Raw genomic sequence first — 14,855 nt, 5'->3', positions numbered from 1 at the left:
CGGCGGCCAATTGGAATTGCGTTAGCCGACACGGCCTTATACAATTCTGCCCCTCAAAACCTCCCTCCGATGCCCGGATGGTGAAATTGGTAGACACAAGAGACTTAAAATCTCTCGGCCGCAAGGCCGTGCCGGTTCGATTCCGGCTCCGGGCACCATTAAAATCAATACCTTATAGCGTTACTCTCTCACCCTTCAAATTGTAAATTCACTAACGTAGACACAATGTAGACGGACGGCGTGGTGCCCCGCCCCTTGGCATTTATAGAGTCTTGATGGCTTATTTGGAAACATACGCTTGGAATACCCGTCTTTCTGTGGCTATCATCGCCGAGATCTAGAAATAAGAGGCACACATGGCACGAGGCGAACTAATCAAAAAGCTGTTGGAAAGCTATGGTGACGAAAATGCGTTCCGTGCAGCCGCAGAAGTGATCATTTCAGAGGAAGAATCTAAAAGAAATCAACTTCTTGCCAAGGCTCTGCGTAGAACTCTCAATAATGGAATGTCGGGTTCTAAGTCATCTCCTAACCGTCACCAGACGGTCTCTAGAAAGCAAGAGGCCAAAGGCCTGATGCCGTTGGCCTCAGCACCAGGAATAGCCAATGAATTTTTAGAGGAGGTGGATACAGCCTACTCACATAAAGAGGTCGTTCTCTCTGCTGAAAATAAAAAGATATTCTCTGATTTAATTGTAGAGTTTAGAGCCTCAGATAAGATTGAGAAAACGGGATTGCCGCTGAGGTCCAAACTACTGTTTTGTGGCCCACCTGGTTGTGGAAAGACTATGAGTGCAGGTGTTTTTGCACGTGAAATTGGCTTGCCATTGTACGTTGTGAAAATTGATCGATTAATGTCGTCTTTCTTGGGTGAGACAGCCACTAATATCCGAAAGATTTTTGAATTCGCCACCAAGCAGCCATGTATTCTGTTTCTCGATGAGTTCGATGCTTTGGCAAGAGCCAGAGATGACGCAAGTGAGCATAGCGAACTTCGAAGGGTGGTAAATAGCTTACTGCTGTTCATCGACCGGTTAAAAATTCGGGGCTATCTAATTGCCGCTACGAATTATGAAAAGTCATTAGATCAGGCTATTTGGCGTCGTTTCGATGAGATTATTTGGTTTGAAAAACCGAATTTTCAAATGATCGATAGGTTTTTGAAAACCCGTTTTAAAAATGCTAGGCCTGATTTCTCGGTGCATGATTACGTGCACGAGTTAGATGGATACTCATATGCAGAGTTGGAACGAGTATGTATCGGTGCTTTAAGAAATTCGGTAATTCAATCTAGAGATCATGTATCTAAGTTTGACTTCGAGAAAGCTTGGCAGAATGAGGAAAGAAGACGAAAAAATATTGCCAAACGTTGAATGATAAGGAGCTAAAGGATTATGGCGCAGTATCAACACTTGGAGATGAAGAGGCTCCCTCAACGATTGGAGCGTAGAAAAAGGCCCGGTTTTTCTCCTAGCATAACTCGCAACCCCTCGAATCATGGCGCCAAGCTTAAGTCGGAACTCGAGAGTACAGTTCAACAGCAAATCACTAGGCAACGCCCACCAACGGTAACACCCTCTTTAATCCTTCGTGTGAAGATGGAGGGCGGCTTACAGGAAGATGAGTGGGAAAAGCTGGGGTTGAGCGTGCTCTCAAGCGATGAAGATAAACACCTCGTTCTCTTTTCCTCCACCCGAGATATCAATGATTTAAAGGCTAGGTTAGAGGCTTACGAGCGAGGAGTGCCAGTTGGCCGGCAGAATCCCCAATACGCCGGATTTGTTTCGGCAATTGAGGAGATTTCAGAGGTACAGCCCGTAGATCGTATAGGAAAGCGGTTGAAAGAAGAAGGCTATACATCTGTGGCGGAGTTTGTAGGACAGCAGAAACGAATAATCGATGTTGAAATTTGGGATCTTGGTTCTCGTCCGCTTAGAGAAGCAAAAGTTGAGCAAATCTCAGAATTCATTGAGGCAAATGAATCAAAAGTTCTGGATACCTTCATAGGGCCGTCGATTACTATGATGCGATTAGAGGTTAATGAGGCCTTAATCGCGGACGTGCTAACTTTGGATGAAGTGTCTTTAATCGACTTGCCTCCTCAGGCGGATTCAGAGATTGAGGAACTTCAAAACCAAACAGTCGACGATATTCCCGAGGTATTAACGCTTGAAGGCGATATGCCAATTATTGGAGTAATTGACAGCGGCGTCAATGATCATCCTTTATTAAGAGATCTGCTAGTAGGATCTATTGCGGTGCCTGATACATTGGGAGTTGCGGATGATTTTGGCCACGGAACCCGTGTTGCTGGAATATCAATTTACGGGGATTTAAGGAATCAGCTCCAAAACCGGACTCTCCAGCCAGGCTCACGGCTATGTTCTGCAAAAGTGGTCGACCATCACGGAGCGTTCCCAAGGGAAAAACTCGTTCCCAATCAAATTAGGGAGGCGATTGAAAAATTACATAGAGAGTTCGGTGCACGAGTATTTGTAATATCTTTGGGTCTTAAAGATCAGCCTTACGACGACGGGAAAGTAGGTCCTTGGGCTGCGACTCTGGATGAGCTGGCCGCTGAGCTAGACATTGTTATTTTGGTCTCCGCAGGTAATAGGCATCCGAGAACAGTCGAAAGATTGGAAGAGGCTGTGACTGAATATCCAAGCTACCTGATGGAAAAGGAAAACAGAGTTCTTGAACCAGCGAGCGCTCTAAACGTAATCACCGTCGGTTCTGTCGCACATGGAGAAGGGCTAGACGACCCCTCGGGCCAATATGTAGGAAATAGACCAATCACGACTCTGGGGCAGCCGTCACCATTTACTCGGATTGGCCCAGGCGTTGTAGGTTCCCGAAAACCAGACTTTGTGGATTTCGGTGGTACGTTAGTGTTTGACCCAGTCGCTGCTCGATTGCATGATGCGAGGAGCCTCCCCTCCGCTGGTGTTCTCACTGTCCACCATGACTATTTTAATCAGTTGTTTACAACAGGATCGGGAACCTCTTATTCAACTCCGCTGGTAGCTTTCAAGGCCGCCCAGATACTCAATGTGTTGCCTGGAGCAAGTGCTAACTTGATTCGGGCGCTCCTTGGGATTGCTGCTTCCATCAATGAGCCCATTAGGGATCTCTTGACCCCATTGGGCGAGAAGAATATTCCAAAAATATGCGGGAATGGTCAGATTGACCTCGAAAAAGCGGCGTACTCCGATAACGGAAGGGTAGTCCTGTATACAGAGGATAGTTTGCCTCTAGATCATTTCGCAGTGTATGAAATTCCCATCCCTGAAGAATTCCAGTCCACAAAGGGGCGGAGAAATATAAAGGTAAGCTTGGCTTTTGACCCTCCGGTGAGACATTCGCGGATGGACTATGCCGGAATAAAGGTGAATTTCCGACTTATTCGGGGCTGTGACCCGGATTTCATCTTTGAGCATTTCAGGAAACGGGAGAGAGCCGAAGGAAAATTTCCTGAAATGGAAGGTAAATTCAATTGTGGCCTTAAACCAGGCTCCACAGAAAGGGAGCGTTCCTCCCTACAGGTAGCCTCCCAATCGTTTAATCGAGGGATAGCAGCATACGGGGACAGATACTATCTGGTAGTACGGTGTGAAGGCCGATGGGCTAAAGAGTTTGTTGAGGAGCAGAAATTCGCGGTTGCGGTAGAGCTTTCGCACGAGGAAGAAATCCAGCTGTACGAAAAGTTACGGGTTCGTGTCCGTACCTAATGACTGCCAATACCACCGGTAAGTCAGAACACGTCAGTACAGTTATTGACAGAACTCCAAGGTGGCGGGTGAGCCTCACTGTTCAGTTTCTCCCAGGTGTACGCGGTATCGGCACGCAGTGCGTCGATTTCCGTTTGTGCCACTTCGCGAATCCGGGTAGTTGCGAAAGCCGCTCTAGCCAGGTATTGGTATATGTGTCGTGCGATTCCCTGGTTTGCTTGGGGCGCTGAACTTCCCACCTTAAAAACCGCGTTAACCAATACTTTCCATGAGCGTAAAGGCCCAATAGTTTGTCTTTCGAGGGTTCGCCGTATTGGTTCTCCGGGCAATCCAGGTGCTCTCCAGAATCTTGATCAAACTCGAGCCATTTAGCCGTTTTTATTGGCTGGTCGACTCGTTTGACACAGGGGCCGTTCATAGTCTCGATAAACCCTGCCCAATGGCTTTTGTCAGCAGCCTGACGATCGTGTATACATCCCCGTTTCAGTTGCATCGCTGATTAGAGTTTTCCGACCGTTTGTGTTTCGCCAGATATTCCCATAGCGTCAGGTCTTCCAGTGAATCGTTGGGATGGTCAAAGGCTCAAACATAACCTACAGCACTCATCCCGATCACACCTCTTCTGAGGAAGACGACTCCAGTCCTCTGAACGTCTATGTTCTGGACGTGAATCCTGCTGGGTTCAAAACGCTGAATGTTGATGCGTTCTACTTTGATTAAGTCGAAGCCGCACCGCTGAAGGACGTCTTCAGGGACCTGATAATCCTGGTCGACAAGACCAAACATGGTCCAGCCTGACTCAACACAAATGCCTAGCGTGACTGAGTGGACCCCTTGAAAAGCCATTGCACCAATAGTGGATCCAACTATGTTGCCAATTAGGGCACCCATCACTGGAATTGGAATAATGCTACTTCCCAAAGACGCTCCAAGCATTCCTGAGGCAAGCGCGATGGAGTCCTTGATGCAGTTAAGCGCAACCTCATTCCCTGGCATTTCCCCTTTTGCATATTTTATGGAGTAGCCGATGGAATTGATCACCATAGCCGTGGCCATGCCGACGGCATGTGGCGACATCTCCTTCATGGCCTCACCGCAGTAGCCAGCCTGTGAGGCGCTGACGATCGCCGCAGCTACAGATGCCCTCAGAGCGGCCTGAGGCGTCGCTTTGGTGACTGCCGCCGCACCTTCGCTTAAGGTATCAACATCTATCTCACCCTTCTTGATCCCATTAACAAGCGCCTTGGCCAGATATGGTGCGGCTGTGAGTGCTGCCGAAAAAGCGGCAGCATGCAATGCGGCTAGGCCTGCCTCTCGGGCAATGTCCGACCATTCAACGAACTCGCTGATATCCAGGCCGTGATCTTCAGGGGTAACGGTGTCCTCAGACTTTAGATCTTTTGCCAGATCGATTGCCTCTTTGTTCGAGAGAGGTTTAGAGGTAACGTCTTCGTATTCGAGGCGATCTGACGCGTATTCAGCAGTATGGGCGTAGTTTTCAGAGGTCTCAGGGCGGGTTTCGATGTTTCTCAAGCTCTCTCTTGAGGCAACCCGGCGTACTTCGTCGAGCTGATCAGTTGGCACCACTTTGTCGCTGGAGGAATAGCCAGGGTTATCGAGCGCTTTGGCTGTCTTTTCGCCGGTGCTGTAATATTTCAATTCCGCCACCCGCTCATCAGCATCCAATTGACCGTAGCGAATATCTTGCCCGGGCTTGTTGTTAATCATCATTTCGGCGCTTACATCCGCTCGCCCCTTTGCTGCCGCCGAGGCATTAAAGGTTCCTGCATGGTAGGCCTCAGCTATATTTCCTTTGGAGAACTTGATGTCTACATTTTGGACCCGGTCAGCCTCGTCTCGGATGGCCTCAAAGGCCGCATCGATTGCAGAGTTAACATTCTGGGTGTAGACCGCCGACGCGTGTGTTCCGTGAGCGCTCGCCGTAGCGCCCATTGCTCTATGGAAGGTGTCGTTAAACACACTCATCCGGCAGACTCTTTATCAAGTTCAAGCCATTGATCCAGGCCTCGTTCAAGAAATAGCATCGAAGCAGTTTTGGTATTTTCTATACGTTGGTCAGAAGCTGACCACATACCTTTAACTTTTTCGGCAGCTCGGGCGGCAACTCGACCAGAAGCCATGCTGTTCATCAAAGTGCTTGCCCCCGTTAATGCCCCCCAGCCTGCTTTGCCAAATCTTCCCTGTCCTGTCGGAGCGCTTTCTGCTGGCTCCATTTCTGCCTCTACTGACGCAGATGCAAAACTAATGGGCTCACCATCAAATCCGACGTAGTTTCTATCCGGTCCGGCCTCCGAAAATTTTTCAAGGGTGGGGGCATCCAGGCCAAAGACGAGAGCTTTAGGTCCATCGACGGCATAACAGGCCCCCTCGTGGAAAGTTACAGACTCGACTTGATCGTGGAAGGGTTTTGCGACAGGGCAATCCTTCTCTGTGCCAAGGAAAATTACATGGCTTTTGCCTGACAACGTCGGCAGATTTTGCTGGTACTGCTCTGTAGTCCAAAGAGTGCTATCCAGACGATCATGCTTGGAGATGGCGTGTTTGAGGGATGTAGCTACATCGTAGTAGCCCTTGGGATAAACAACCATAATTGACGTGGTTTGAGGGCCAAACATCATGATTACCTTATTTTTAATATGAGTTGTATGGACTGGATCCCACTCCATAAAGGGTATTTTATAGCAATCTTACACAACAATTTCGGAACGCTTTGTGGTTAAGATCGCCTGCGAAACCAGTTTGCTTGGGAACATTTTGCATGGCGTAAGTATGTTTCAACGCATAACAATTTTCAGCTCCACTTTACAGATTCAAACGAAAAAATGATCGAAGTGCTGGTGTAAACATCGCCGGTTCAGTTGCACCGCTGATTAGAGTTTCCGCCCGTTGGTGTTTCGCCAGGTATTCCCATGGTGTCAGGTCTTCCAGTGAATCGTGGGGACGCTCATCGTTGTATTCCGTCATCCAGGATTCGGTCAGTTCTCGGACTTCGGTGAGGTTCCGGAAGACATACATATTCAGGATCTCGTCTCGGTAAGTCCGGTTGAAGCGCTCAACATACGAATTCTGGGTTGGTGTGCCCTGCTTGATAAACTCCAGCTCGATACCGTGTTGCTCAGCCCAATCTGCCAAAGCAATCGAGATGAATTCAGGGCCGTTATCCATGCGTAGTTTGGCCGGGTAGCCTCGCCAAGCGATGATGCGGTCCAGAACCAGTATGACCCTCGGTGCTGGCAGGTTCAGGTCAATCTCGATAGCCAGTACCTCTCGGTTAAAATCGTCCACCACGTTGAAGGTGCGGAACCGACGACCACAGAACAGACTGTCGCTCATGAAATCCATGGACCAGCATTGATTAACGGTGACTGGCACGCGCAATGGCTCCGGGTTTCGTGTCGGGAGTCGTTTCTTGCCCCGTCGTCGTTTGTTCAGGTTGAGTGCACAATACAGCCGGTGTACTCGCTTGTGATTCCATCCATGGCCCCAGCGTCGCAGCACCTTGAACAGTTTGCTGAAGCCGTAAGCTGGATAGCGTTCGGTTGCGCTTTGAAGCGCTGCAATCACCGGTTCATCCCGGAATGTATCCGGCCTATACCGGTACACAGAGTCACTGATGCCAGCGATTCGGCAGGCTCTGCGGATGCTGACACCGTGAGCCTGGTTGAGGTAATCCACCAGTTCTCGTCGAACGGCTGGCTTTACAGCTTTTTTTCGATCACATCCTTCAACAGTTTGTGATCCAGGCTCAGCTCAGCGTACATCTGCTTCAGCCGGCGGTTTTCCTCTTCCAGCTCTTTGAGGCGTTTCACATCAGAGGCTTCCATACCGCCGTACTTGGATTTCCAGTTGTAGTAGGTCGCATCGGAGATGCCGTACTCCCGGCAGACTTCCTTGACCAGGCGACCGCCCTCGACCTCCTTCAGGATCTTGACGATCTGTGACTCGCTGTACCTTGATTTCTTCATGTTGCTCTCCGTTTGCCTCTTTGTAGGCCGGAGAACTCTAATTACGCATGCACCGATTTTAGGGGATGGTTACAACCGGCTTCGACGATTTCATCGTCAGCATGTGGGAGTTGACGAAGCTCCCGCCAAACGGTGACAGGCGGTCCGCCAATTTGCTGATCTTTTTTCTTCGAGGGTTGTGTTTTTGACTAAGCTATATTGATGCGATATTACGGAGGTCCAAGCCATTGAACTGTATGATGGCAACGTACACGATACAACTAGGATTCAATTTCGGGTGATTGGAGGCGCAGGTGGGACGGAATTCTGTAGAAGGTTACCAGGGGGGCAACTGGCCTAGCACAACCGGCAATCCCTCTGGCGGGGGGCGCGGTAATGCTGCGTCTTCAGACGAAAGCGATGATGATCTCGACTTAGGTGCCAACCCCGGTTTCTCGAGGGAAATGGATGAGCGATCTTGCTGGGCCACAGTATCCAGGGCATTCAGTGAATGTATGGGAGAAACTTCGAGATCGTCAATGCCTTCAATCCCCCTGTGGGCAGTCAACTACGAGGGGGTGATAACCTCTTTCGAACATCAAGGAAACCAGGTTAGATTCAGAATTGATACAGAGAATAGAGAATTCCCGTTCAAGTTGGCCGAAGAATTGATTGGCTGTTGGAATAGTCAGAGTAAACAACATTTTCATGTCGATAATCTGATCGGAGACCGAGTGAAATTCGTCGCTGCTAAGAAACCATTTGGCGATAACACATGGACGAGGGTGCATCGATTTGAAAACCTAGACTGGTCCGAAGACAGATTCGATCATGATCCTTATATCTATGAACTAGAAAATAAACTGAGGTCGGGCGATCTCGGAAAAAGGTCGATCATTCGAGACCCGGCCAGCGAACAAAATATGGAACGCTGGTTTTTGATGTCAGGCAAATATATCTGTCGCCGCGTCAGTTTCGGGACAAAGGAGCAAGCCGCGCAATGGATGGACTCGCTTGGAAGCTACATTCAGTGGCGTGAAGGTTCTAAGTTCAAAATTAATAGAAACTGGTTTGAATGCAGCATTGTCGATGCCAATGGGAATCCGCCACTGCGCTGGTCTTTCTAGCTCGGATTCTCCAGGTTTAAATGGAGCTAAATACCGAGGGGAGTCCGACATTTATAGGTGTTGTGCAATTTCCTGGTTTGCTTGGAACCCTGAACTTCCCACCTGAAAATCCACGTTAGCGAATACCGTCCCCGATCAGTTTTCCTTTCGAGGGTCCCCCTTCTGTCTGCGTAGTTGTCGCCCACAACTTTCGTGATGCCCGTCATGCTCTCCAATACCCATCAAGAGCCAAATATGGTTATTTTCACGACATTCCGCTATAAAAGGCGGGGGCTGGGTGCCCTGTGAACACAATGAATAACCAAGGGAATGAGATCATATGAAGCAGCAAACCTTTATCAAGTCGGTCATGGTGACGTCCGTCGCTCTGGTTTTGTCCGCCTGTGGTGGTGGCGGTGGAGGGGGCGGGAGTGATCGTGAAGTGTCGTCTGGTGGATCGCTTTCTCTGGACGATGGCGGCTATTCGACCCGTAAGGCATCGCTCAACACGCAAGAAGATTTCGAGGGTACGACGTCTGCCTATCAGTCATCGGAAGAAGCCCTGGACCTCGTGACTGAAGTCGAGGAGGTTATCAACTCTGGCGGGCTGGAGGGGGTCGCTCAAGATGGCGCGACTGCTCAGGCGCAGGATGCTTCCGTGGATCTGGCTTGCGAAAATGAGGGCGGCTCGGTCAAGGTCACCGACAATTCTGTCTCCGGCGTCACGGACCTGCGCTACGACTTCAGCAATTGTGGATTGACGACGGTGAGTTTCGGTCAGGTTGAGCTGAACGGGTCCTACACCTACAAGGAAAGCGGCAGTTCCAGCTCCGGATCGGAATCCTGGAGTGGTTCAGAGACTTTCAATATCTCCGGGAGCTTTGTTGCCTCCGACACACCATTCGCTCTCAAAGGTGGTGATAGCTGGTCAGAAACCTCTGATGCCGCTGCGGAAAAGGCCACTCTGACGCTGACCTCTGATGTTCTGGAGTTCAAGAAAGGGACAAGTTACGTCGCATTGCAGGGCTCACTCATTACTCTCAGCGTTGATGGCGACCAGCTGTCTTTGAGTACGCAATTCAAACTGATCAGCTCGGCAATGAACGGCTACGTTGACTATACAACGCCCAGTCCCGTCGTGATTGACCTCTCCCAGGAGACCCTATGCCCCATCCAGGGGATCAATCGTATGGCAGGGGATGGTGTGGTTGAAGTGCGTTACGGCATGGACACTGGCACCGGTGCGGACGTTGTGGTGGAGGTCAACAATAATACTGTTGAGTCTTATGAAACCTGCGACGAATTCGATGCCAACGTGTTCCCAGGTGCACTGTAGAAGCTGAGTATACAGGGGCAGCTCAAGCTGCCCCTGATGCGGCTAACGGAAAGGCCGTTATTTCTTCGCCATAGCCTCCAACATCCGATTCACCGCCTCCAGATGCTCCGGCTCGTTGTGGCACATGCCCTGAAAATTGGCGCATACATCCAGGAAATCCTTCAGCTCCATCCGTGGAGCCATTTTCATCAGGCGTTTGGTCAGGCGCGTGGCTTTTGGTGGCTGGCTGGCCATTCGGTCTGCCATGGCTTGTGCTGCGTTCAGTAGTTCATCGGCGGGGACGACATCCAGAACAATGCCCAGTTCCTTTGCTTCTTTCGCATCGATGATGCGGCCGGTGAGTGTCAGTTCGAAGGCGCGCTGGTAGCCGATCAGCCGCTGCATGAACCAGGCGCCGCCGTCGCCGGGGATGATGCCGAGGTTGAGGAAGGTTTCTCCGAACTTTGCGGTTTCCGAAGCGATGCGGATATCGGCCATGTTGGCCAGGTCGAAGCCTGCGCCGATGGCGGGGCCGTTGACGGCGGCGATGATGGGGACTTCCACATCCTGCAGGGCCAGGGGGATGCGCTGGATGCCTTTGCGGTAGCGGTCGGCGCATTCGGCCACATCGCCGGCGAAATCACCGTTGCGGTTGGCCATATCGCGGATGTTGCCGCCGGCGCTGAAGGCGGAGCCGGCGCCGGTGATTACCAGTACTGATACGTCTTCACACTGGTTTACCCATTCGGCGGTGGTCACGATGTCCTCAATCAGGTTGGATCCTGTCAGGGCGTTGCGCAGGTCGTGGCGGTTCAGGGTGAGGGTGGCTACCCGGTTTTCCAGGGTCAGCAGGGCGTCGGTCAGTTGCGGTAGGGTGGTCATGGCTTCGATTCCTTGTGATCAGTCAGTGCGTATCTTCCCGCGCCAGGTCCGGGTTGATCAACTGCGTGCGACTTCGCCGGTACCTTCGTACTTCGATCCAGCCGTGAACGGCCAGGGCGGAGAACACGATAACCCCGCCGACCAGACTGAGTCTGGGCGGCACTTCGCCAAGAAACAGCCAGACGAGGAAAGAGCCGAGCACGGTTTCCAGCAGTAACATCAGGCTGACTTCCGCCGCCGGAATGTAGCGGGGGCCGATCTGGATAAGAATGCAGGCCATGGGGAGAAACACCAGGCAGAGCAGGGCGATAAAGAAGCTGTCCCGGGGTGAGGGTATGTGTGCGCCGCCGGCCAGCCCCGCCACTGCGGCGAGCAGCAGGGCGCCGAACATCAGCATCACGCTCATGTCGCTGTCTGGTTTGGAGCGGGCCATGTTGAGGTTGGAGGCAAGGGCCGTGGCGGCAACGAATGCCATGATCAGCCCCAGCGGGTTGCCCTTGCCCCATTCACCAATCGCCATGAACGTGGCGCCGGTGACGCACACCAGGATGATGGCCCAGGTTCTGAGGGGCAGGGTTTCCTTCCACACCGCCCACGCGATCACGGCGGCAATCACCGGTGCAGTATTCAGGATCACCAGAACGTTGCCGGCGGCGGTGTTTTTCATGCCCACCACAAAGCCCAGTGTGCTTATGGCAAAGGCGCCGGCGCAGAACAGGCCTTTCCAGCCGCATTTGCGGATCTCGGGTACCAGGCGGGAGCGGTACCTGAGCCAGCTGATCACGTAAAAGCTGATGGCCAGCAGAAGGCCTCGCCAGAACACGAAAACAACCGGGTCGACGGAGGTGATCTTAACGAGGAGTGCGTCCGGGGTAATAAACAGCACGCCCAGTGCGGCAATGGTCAGTCCTTTTATCCGGGTTGTTTCTACGGTCAAGTTACCGGTTCCCTGGCGTGTGTTACTGGTTGTCCTGATCTGGCAGCGGGGTGATGGTGTTGATGTCTCCGGTTGGCACAGCCGGGTCGTCCTTCATGACGATGAAAATGCCGCCCAGAATGATGGCAACGGCAACAACGATTTTGAGGATTATGGATTTCCGCATGATGGTCCTCTCCCTGAGAAAAATAGCTGAACTGTCTCTATCTTGTGGGCGAGGAGGGAGGATAGCAACCCAAACAGGGGCAGCAGGAGCCGCCCCTGTTTGGCAGGGATCAGAGATTGGTTCTCGGGTTCAGATCCACCCCGAACGCCGGGGAAGCCCAGCCTGCGACGGTATCTTCCTGTGTGGGCAATGGTTCGCCTCCGGTGGTGACGTCACGTTCGTTGCCATACTGCAACCAGGTCAGGGTGGGCACTTTGCCGACCGGAGGTTTGCTGTAATCACAGACGCCTTCCGGGAAGATCTCCGCGACTTGTTGGGCGAAGCCTTCGGAGCTCAGTACGCCGTCAAGAATGCTGACCGGATAGTCTGCCGGGTCCACGGGTTTCAGTTGGCACTTGTTGTTCAGTGTGGTGATGGCGTCACCGGCGACGGTACGCGGGGTGCCGAAGCGGGTCTGGACCACCAGTTCCTGGATGTTCACTACCTCGTCCGTGATGGGCTGGAGCGGGTCAGTGATGGTGTCGGGAAGCCCCAGGTCACCCAGGTCCAGGCCACAGACTTGCCCGGTGGCAACGTCCAGTATCTGGCCCAGTTCGGCGGGGAAGGTGGGGATCTGGTCGGAATCCAGCCCGGAGACTTGCGGCTCCGGATAGAGCAGGTTGCCGGTGTAGGGCGCTTTGGGGCCTTCTTCAGAGAACGGCGCGGACAGCGACAGGCAGCGGTCCCTGGCGGTGACGGGTTTATTGGCGATGACCTTGTTGGGCACCGGAGTCGCTTCCTGATCGGCTTCAATCCCGGCCAGCCACTGGTCCATGACAAGCAGCGCTTCGGTGGTGAAGATGGTATCGCCGGCCAGCGGGAAGGCGCCATACCAGATCACATGGTTACGGGCGTGGCCCTGGGTTTCTTGCAGCCGGGCCCGTACCTGCCAGGAGTGGAAGGCATCGTGGGCAATGCCGGGGTCCGGGCCGCGCAGGTCGATGATGGGGACGTTGGCGAGGTTTTCGGCAGTGTTGACTGCGCCGGTGCGGTAGGAATTCTCCAGGGCTTCCGGGTCAGCAGCGATACGCTCCGGCTGGTAGTTGATGTCGACGTCGAGACCACCGATGTCGCGGTTGACCGCCAGGAACTGATCGCCAGTGATGACGCCGTCCTGCAATGCTTTCAGGCCGTACTGCACGCCGGTGTTGTCCAGCGGAATGCCGGCGAAGCCCCGTGACAGCAGCTGCTCATTGGGCGACCACACGTCCGGCTGGCGCGTGCCAAACTGGTTAACCATGTAATCAATCAGGCCGCAGCGCAGGCCGTCGGGGCGGGTTTCCGGGTCATACACTTCCGCTTGTCCCGCCAGCCCCGGGCAGCTCTCCTGATCCGGTTCAGCCGAGGGGAAGAAGGCCAGGTCGGAAACGATCGGGTTTACCGGTAGGTGACCGTACAGCGCAGGCCACTGGATCGCCAGTACCTGTGAGGAGAGCAGGCTTTCAACGAAGGCCAGCAGGTCTGCCGGGTCTTCGGATACCTTGTTGCCCAGGTACTCGTTCAGCAGGTTGTAGTCGGCAAACTGGGTGGCGGTGGTCCACACATCCGGGTAGGAGCATTGGACGATCAGCCCCTGATAAATGCCGGGGTAGGCGTTGGCGATATGTTGCTGGGCAATGGCGCCACCGGAGCATCCGGTGCCGATGGTGTAACGCACCGGGCCATACTGCTCAACGATGTGTTCCTTGGCCATTACCAGGGATTCCGCTGCGGTCACCAGGTTGACGTTATGCCCGAGGTTGGCTTGGGCCGTGGACAGGGTCACAAAGCCGCGTGCAAGGGCAACGGAAATGCTGTCTCCCAACAGGGTTTCCGCACCCTCCGGCGCGGTACCGGCAATATCGCCATTGGGCGGCTGGCCCATGCCGTAGCTGACCCCCACGTTGCCCCCGTGATGGATCAGAATCTTGCCATTCCACTGTTCCTGGGGCGACAACGCTGTCCACTCCTGATCCGGCTGGTACAGGGACATGACCTGATAGCGGTCACGGTTCATCACGCCGGTTTCCACCCGCACGATATAGGGAACGGTGACGCCTTCATCGGTAGTAACCTGGGCGATGTCTTCGGACGGTGGCGGGTTATCGGGGTCGTAGGGCAGGAATGCACCCGGTAATCCGGGGGATTCCGGATCAAAGCTTTCGGCAAACAGGTCAAACTGCGACCGGGGCACATATTTGAACTCGAATTCCGCCGGCTGGTTGCACTTGTCGTCCACCGGATTCTCGTTGGTGCAGGTCCAGGGCTGAACCTGGGGGCCGGAGAATACCGGGCCGCCTTTGGGGTGGTTGATGATGGTTTTGCGCAGCACACCGCCTTTACCGAGGATAACCCGGAGTTCGTTCTCACCCAGTTCCAGGCCAGTGATCAGGCCACGGCGCGCGCCGTTGTCCATGGTGGTCAGCGAGTCACTGATGTCTTTGCCGTTCAGCTGGATTCTGGCGCCTTTGAGATTCGGTGATGCGACTTCTACCAGGGCATCACCGCCGTTAATCAGGTCGGGGCGGTTTGAAAGCACGCGGATAACACCCTGGCCAGCCACTTCCTGCTGTTCCGAATCCACCGCGCTGTTATTTTCGTCGGAGGCGCCACCGCCACTTCCGCCACTTCCGCCGCAGCCGGTGAATGCTATGACTGCCGCCAAGGGCAGAGCCTGCTTGATTAGTCTCATGATTACCTCTTTTTGTTGTTTTTTTGTGATGTTTTGTCACGCT

Annotated in this window: 10 protein-coding genes, 1 tRNA gene and 1 pseudogene; 5 read left to right on the top strand and 7 right to left on the bottom strand. The window is 53.1% G+C overall.

From position 1 onward, the window contains the following. Nucleotides 1-71: 71 nt before the first annotated feature. From ACJO5Y_RS02075 to ACJO5Y_RS02065, 3 genes are all read left to right on the top strand, one after another. Nucleotides 72-158, top strand: a tRNA-Leu gene (locus tag ACJO5Y_RS02075). A 198-nt stretch (nt 159-356) separates the two neighbouring features. Next, nucleotides 357-1,373 (top strand): AAA family ATPase, encoded by a 1,017-nt coding sequence (locus ACJO5Y_RS02070; RefSeq protein ID WP_406984709.1) that lies wholly within the window; start codon nt 357-359, stop codon nt 1,371-1,373. A gap of 21 nt (nt 1,374-1,394) precedes the next feature. Continuing rightward, on the top strand, nt 1,395-3,731 hold the full coding sequence (locus ACJO5Y_RS02065; RefSeq protein ID WP_406984707.1) for a S8 family peptidase: 2,337 nt from the start codon (nt 1,395-1,397) through the stop codon (nt 3,729-3,731). 582 nt (nt 3,732-4,313) lie between these two features. Here the strand turns inward: ACJO5Y_RS02065 and ACJO5Y_RS02060 are convergent. The 3 genes and pseudogenes from ACJO5Y_RS02060 to ACJO5Y_RS02050 form a co-directional block, all read right to left on the bottom strand. Beyond that, a complete protein-coding gene (locus ACJO5Y_RS02060; RefSeq protein ID WP_406984706.1) occupies nt 4,314-5,717 on the bottom strand; it encodes a hypothetical protein in 1,404 nt (467 codons plus the stop codon). Next, nucleotides 5,714-6,418, bottom strand: a complete 705-nt coding sequence (locus ACJO5Y_RS02055) for a hypothetical protein (protein WP_406984704.1) — start codon at nt 6,416-6,418, stop codon at nt 5,714-5,716. The genes ACJO5Y_RS02060 and ACJO5Y_RS02055 overlap by 4 nt, the downstream gene beginning before the upstream one ends. A 191-nt stretch (nt 6,419-6,609) precedes the next feature. Then, nucleotides 6,610-7,717: pseudogene (locus ACJO5Y_RS02050) on the bottom strand (IS3 family transposase); the annotation flags it as partial. A 293-nt stretch (nt 7,718-8,010) separates the two neighbouring features. Here ACJO5Y_RS02050 and ACJO5Y_RS02045 point away from each other — a divergent pair. Both ACJO5Y_RS02045 and ACJO5Y_RS02040 read left to right on the top strand, forming a co-directional pair. Next, entirely contained in the window at nt 8,011-8,823 is an 813-nt protein-coding gene (locus tag ACJO5Y_RS02045) for a hypothetical protein (RefSeq protein WP_406984703.1), read from the top strand. Between the two features lie 319 nt (nt 8,824-9,142). Further along, nucleotides 9,143-10,138 carry a hypothetical protein gene (locus ACJO5Y_RS02040; protein ID WP_406984701.1) on the top strand — a complete coding sequence of 332 codons (996 nt, stop codon included), beginning with the start codon at nt 9,143-9,145 and terminating at the stop codon, nt 10,136-10,138. A gap of 57 nt (nt 10,139-10,195) precedes the next feature. On the opposite strand, the gene ACJO5Y_RS02035 is transcribed toward ACJO5Y_RS02040, so the two are convergent. The 4 genes from ACJO5Y_RS02035 to ACJO5Y_RS02020 form a co-directional block, all read right to left on the bottom strand. Next, on the bottom strand, nt 10,196-10,999 hold the full coding sequence (locus tag ACJO5Y_RS02035; RefSeq protein WP_406984699.1) for an enoyl-CoA hydratase-related protein: 804 nt from the start codon (nt 10,997-10,999) through the stop codon (nt 10,196-10,198). 22 nt (nt 11,000-11,021) lie between these two features. Continuing rightward, nucleotides 11,022-11,936, bottom strand: coding sequence for a DMT family transporter (locus tag ACJO5Y_RS02030; RefSeq protein ID WP_406984697.1), 915 nt, complete (start codon nt 11,934-11,936; stop codon nt 11,022-11,024). Between the two features lie 22 nt (nt 11,937-11,958). After that, on the bottom strand, nt 11,959-12,102 hold the full coding sequence (locus tag ACJO5Y_RS02025; RefSeq protein ID WP_406984695.1) for a hypothetical protein: 144 nt from the start codon (nt 12,100-12,102) through the stop codon (nt 11,959-11,961). Nucleotides 12,103-12,211: 109 nt separating this feature from the next. Further along, a complete protein-coding gene (locus ACJO5Y_RS02020) occupies nt 12,212-14,812 on the bottom strand; it encodes a DUF6351 family protein (RefSeq protein WP_406984693.1) in 2,601 nt (866 codons plus the stop codon). Nucleotides 14,813-14,855 lie beyond the last annotated feature (43 nt).

The sequence above is a fragment of the Marinobacter alkalisoli genome, assembly GCF_045449855.1.
GTDB lineage: Bacteria > Pseudomonadota > Gammaproteobacteria > Pseudomonadales > Oleiphilaceae > Marinobacter.
The sequence above is the reverse complement of the archived record's forward strand: the minus strand, read 5'-3'. Positions and strand labels throughout refer to the sequence as shown.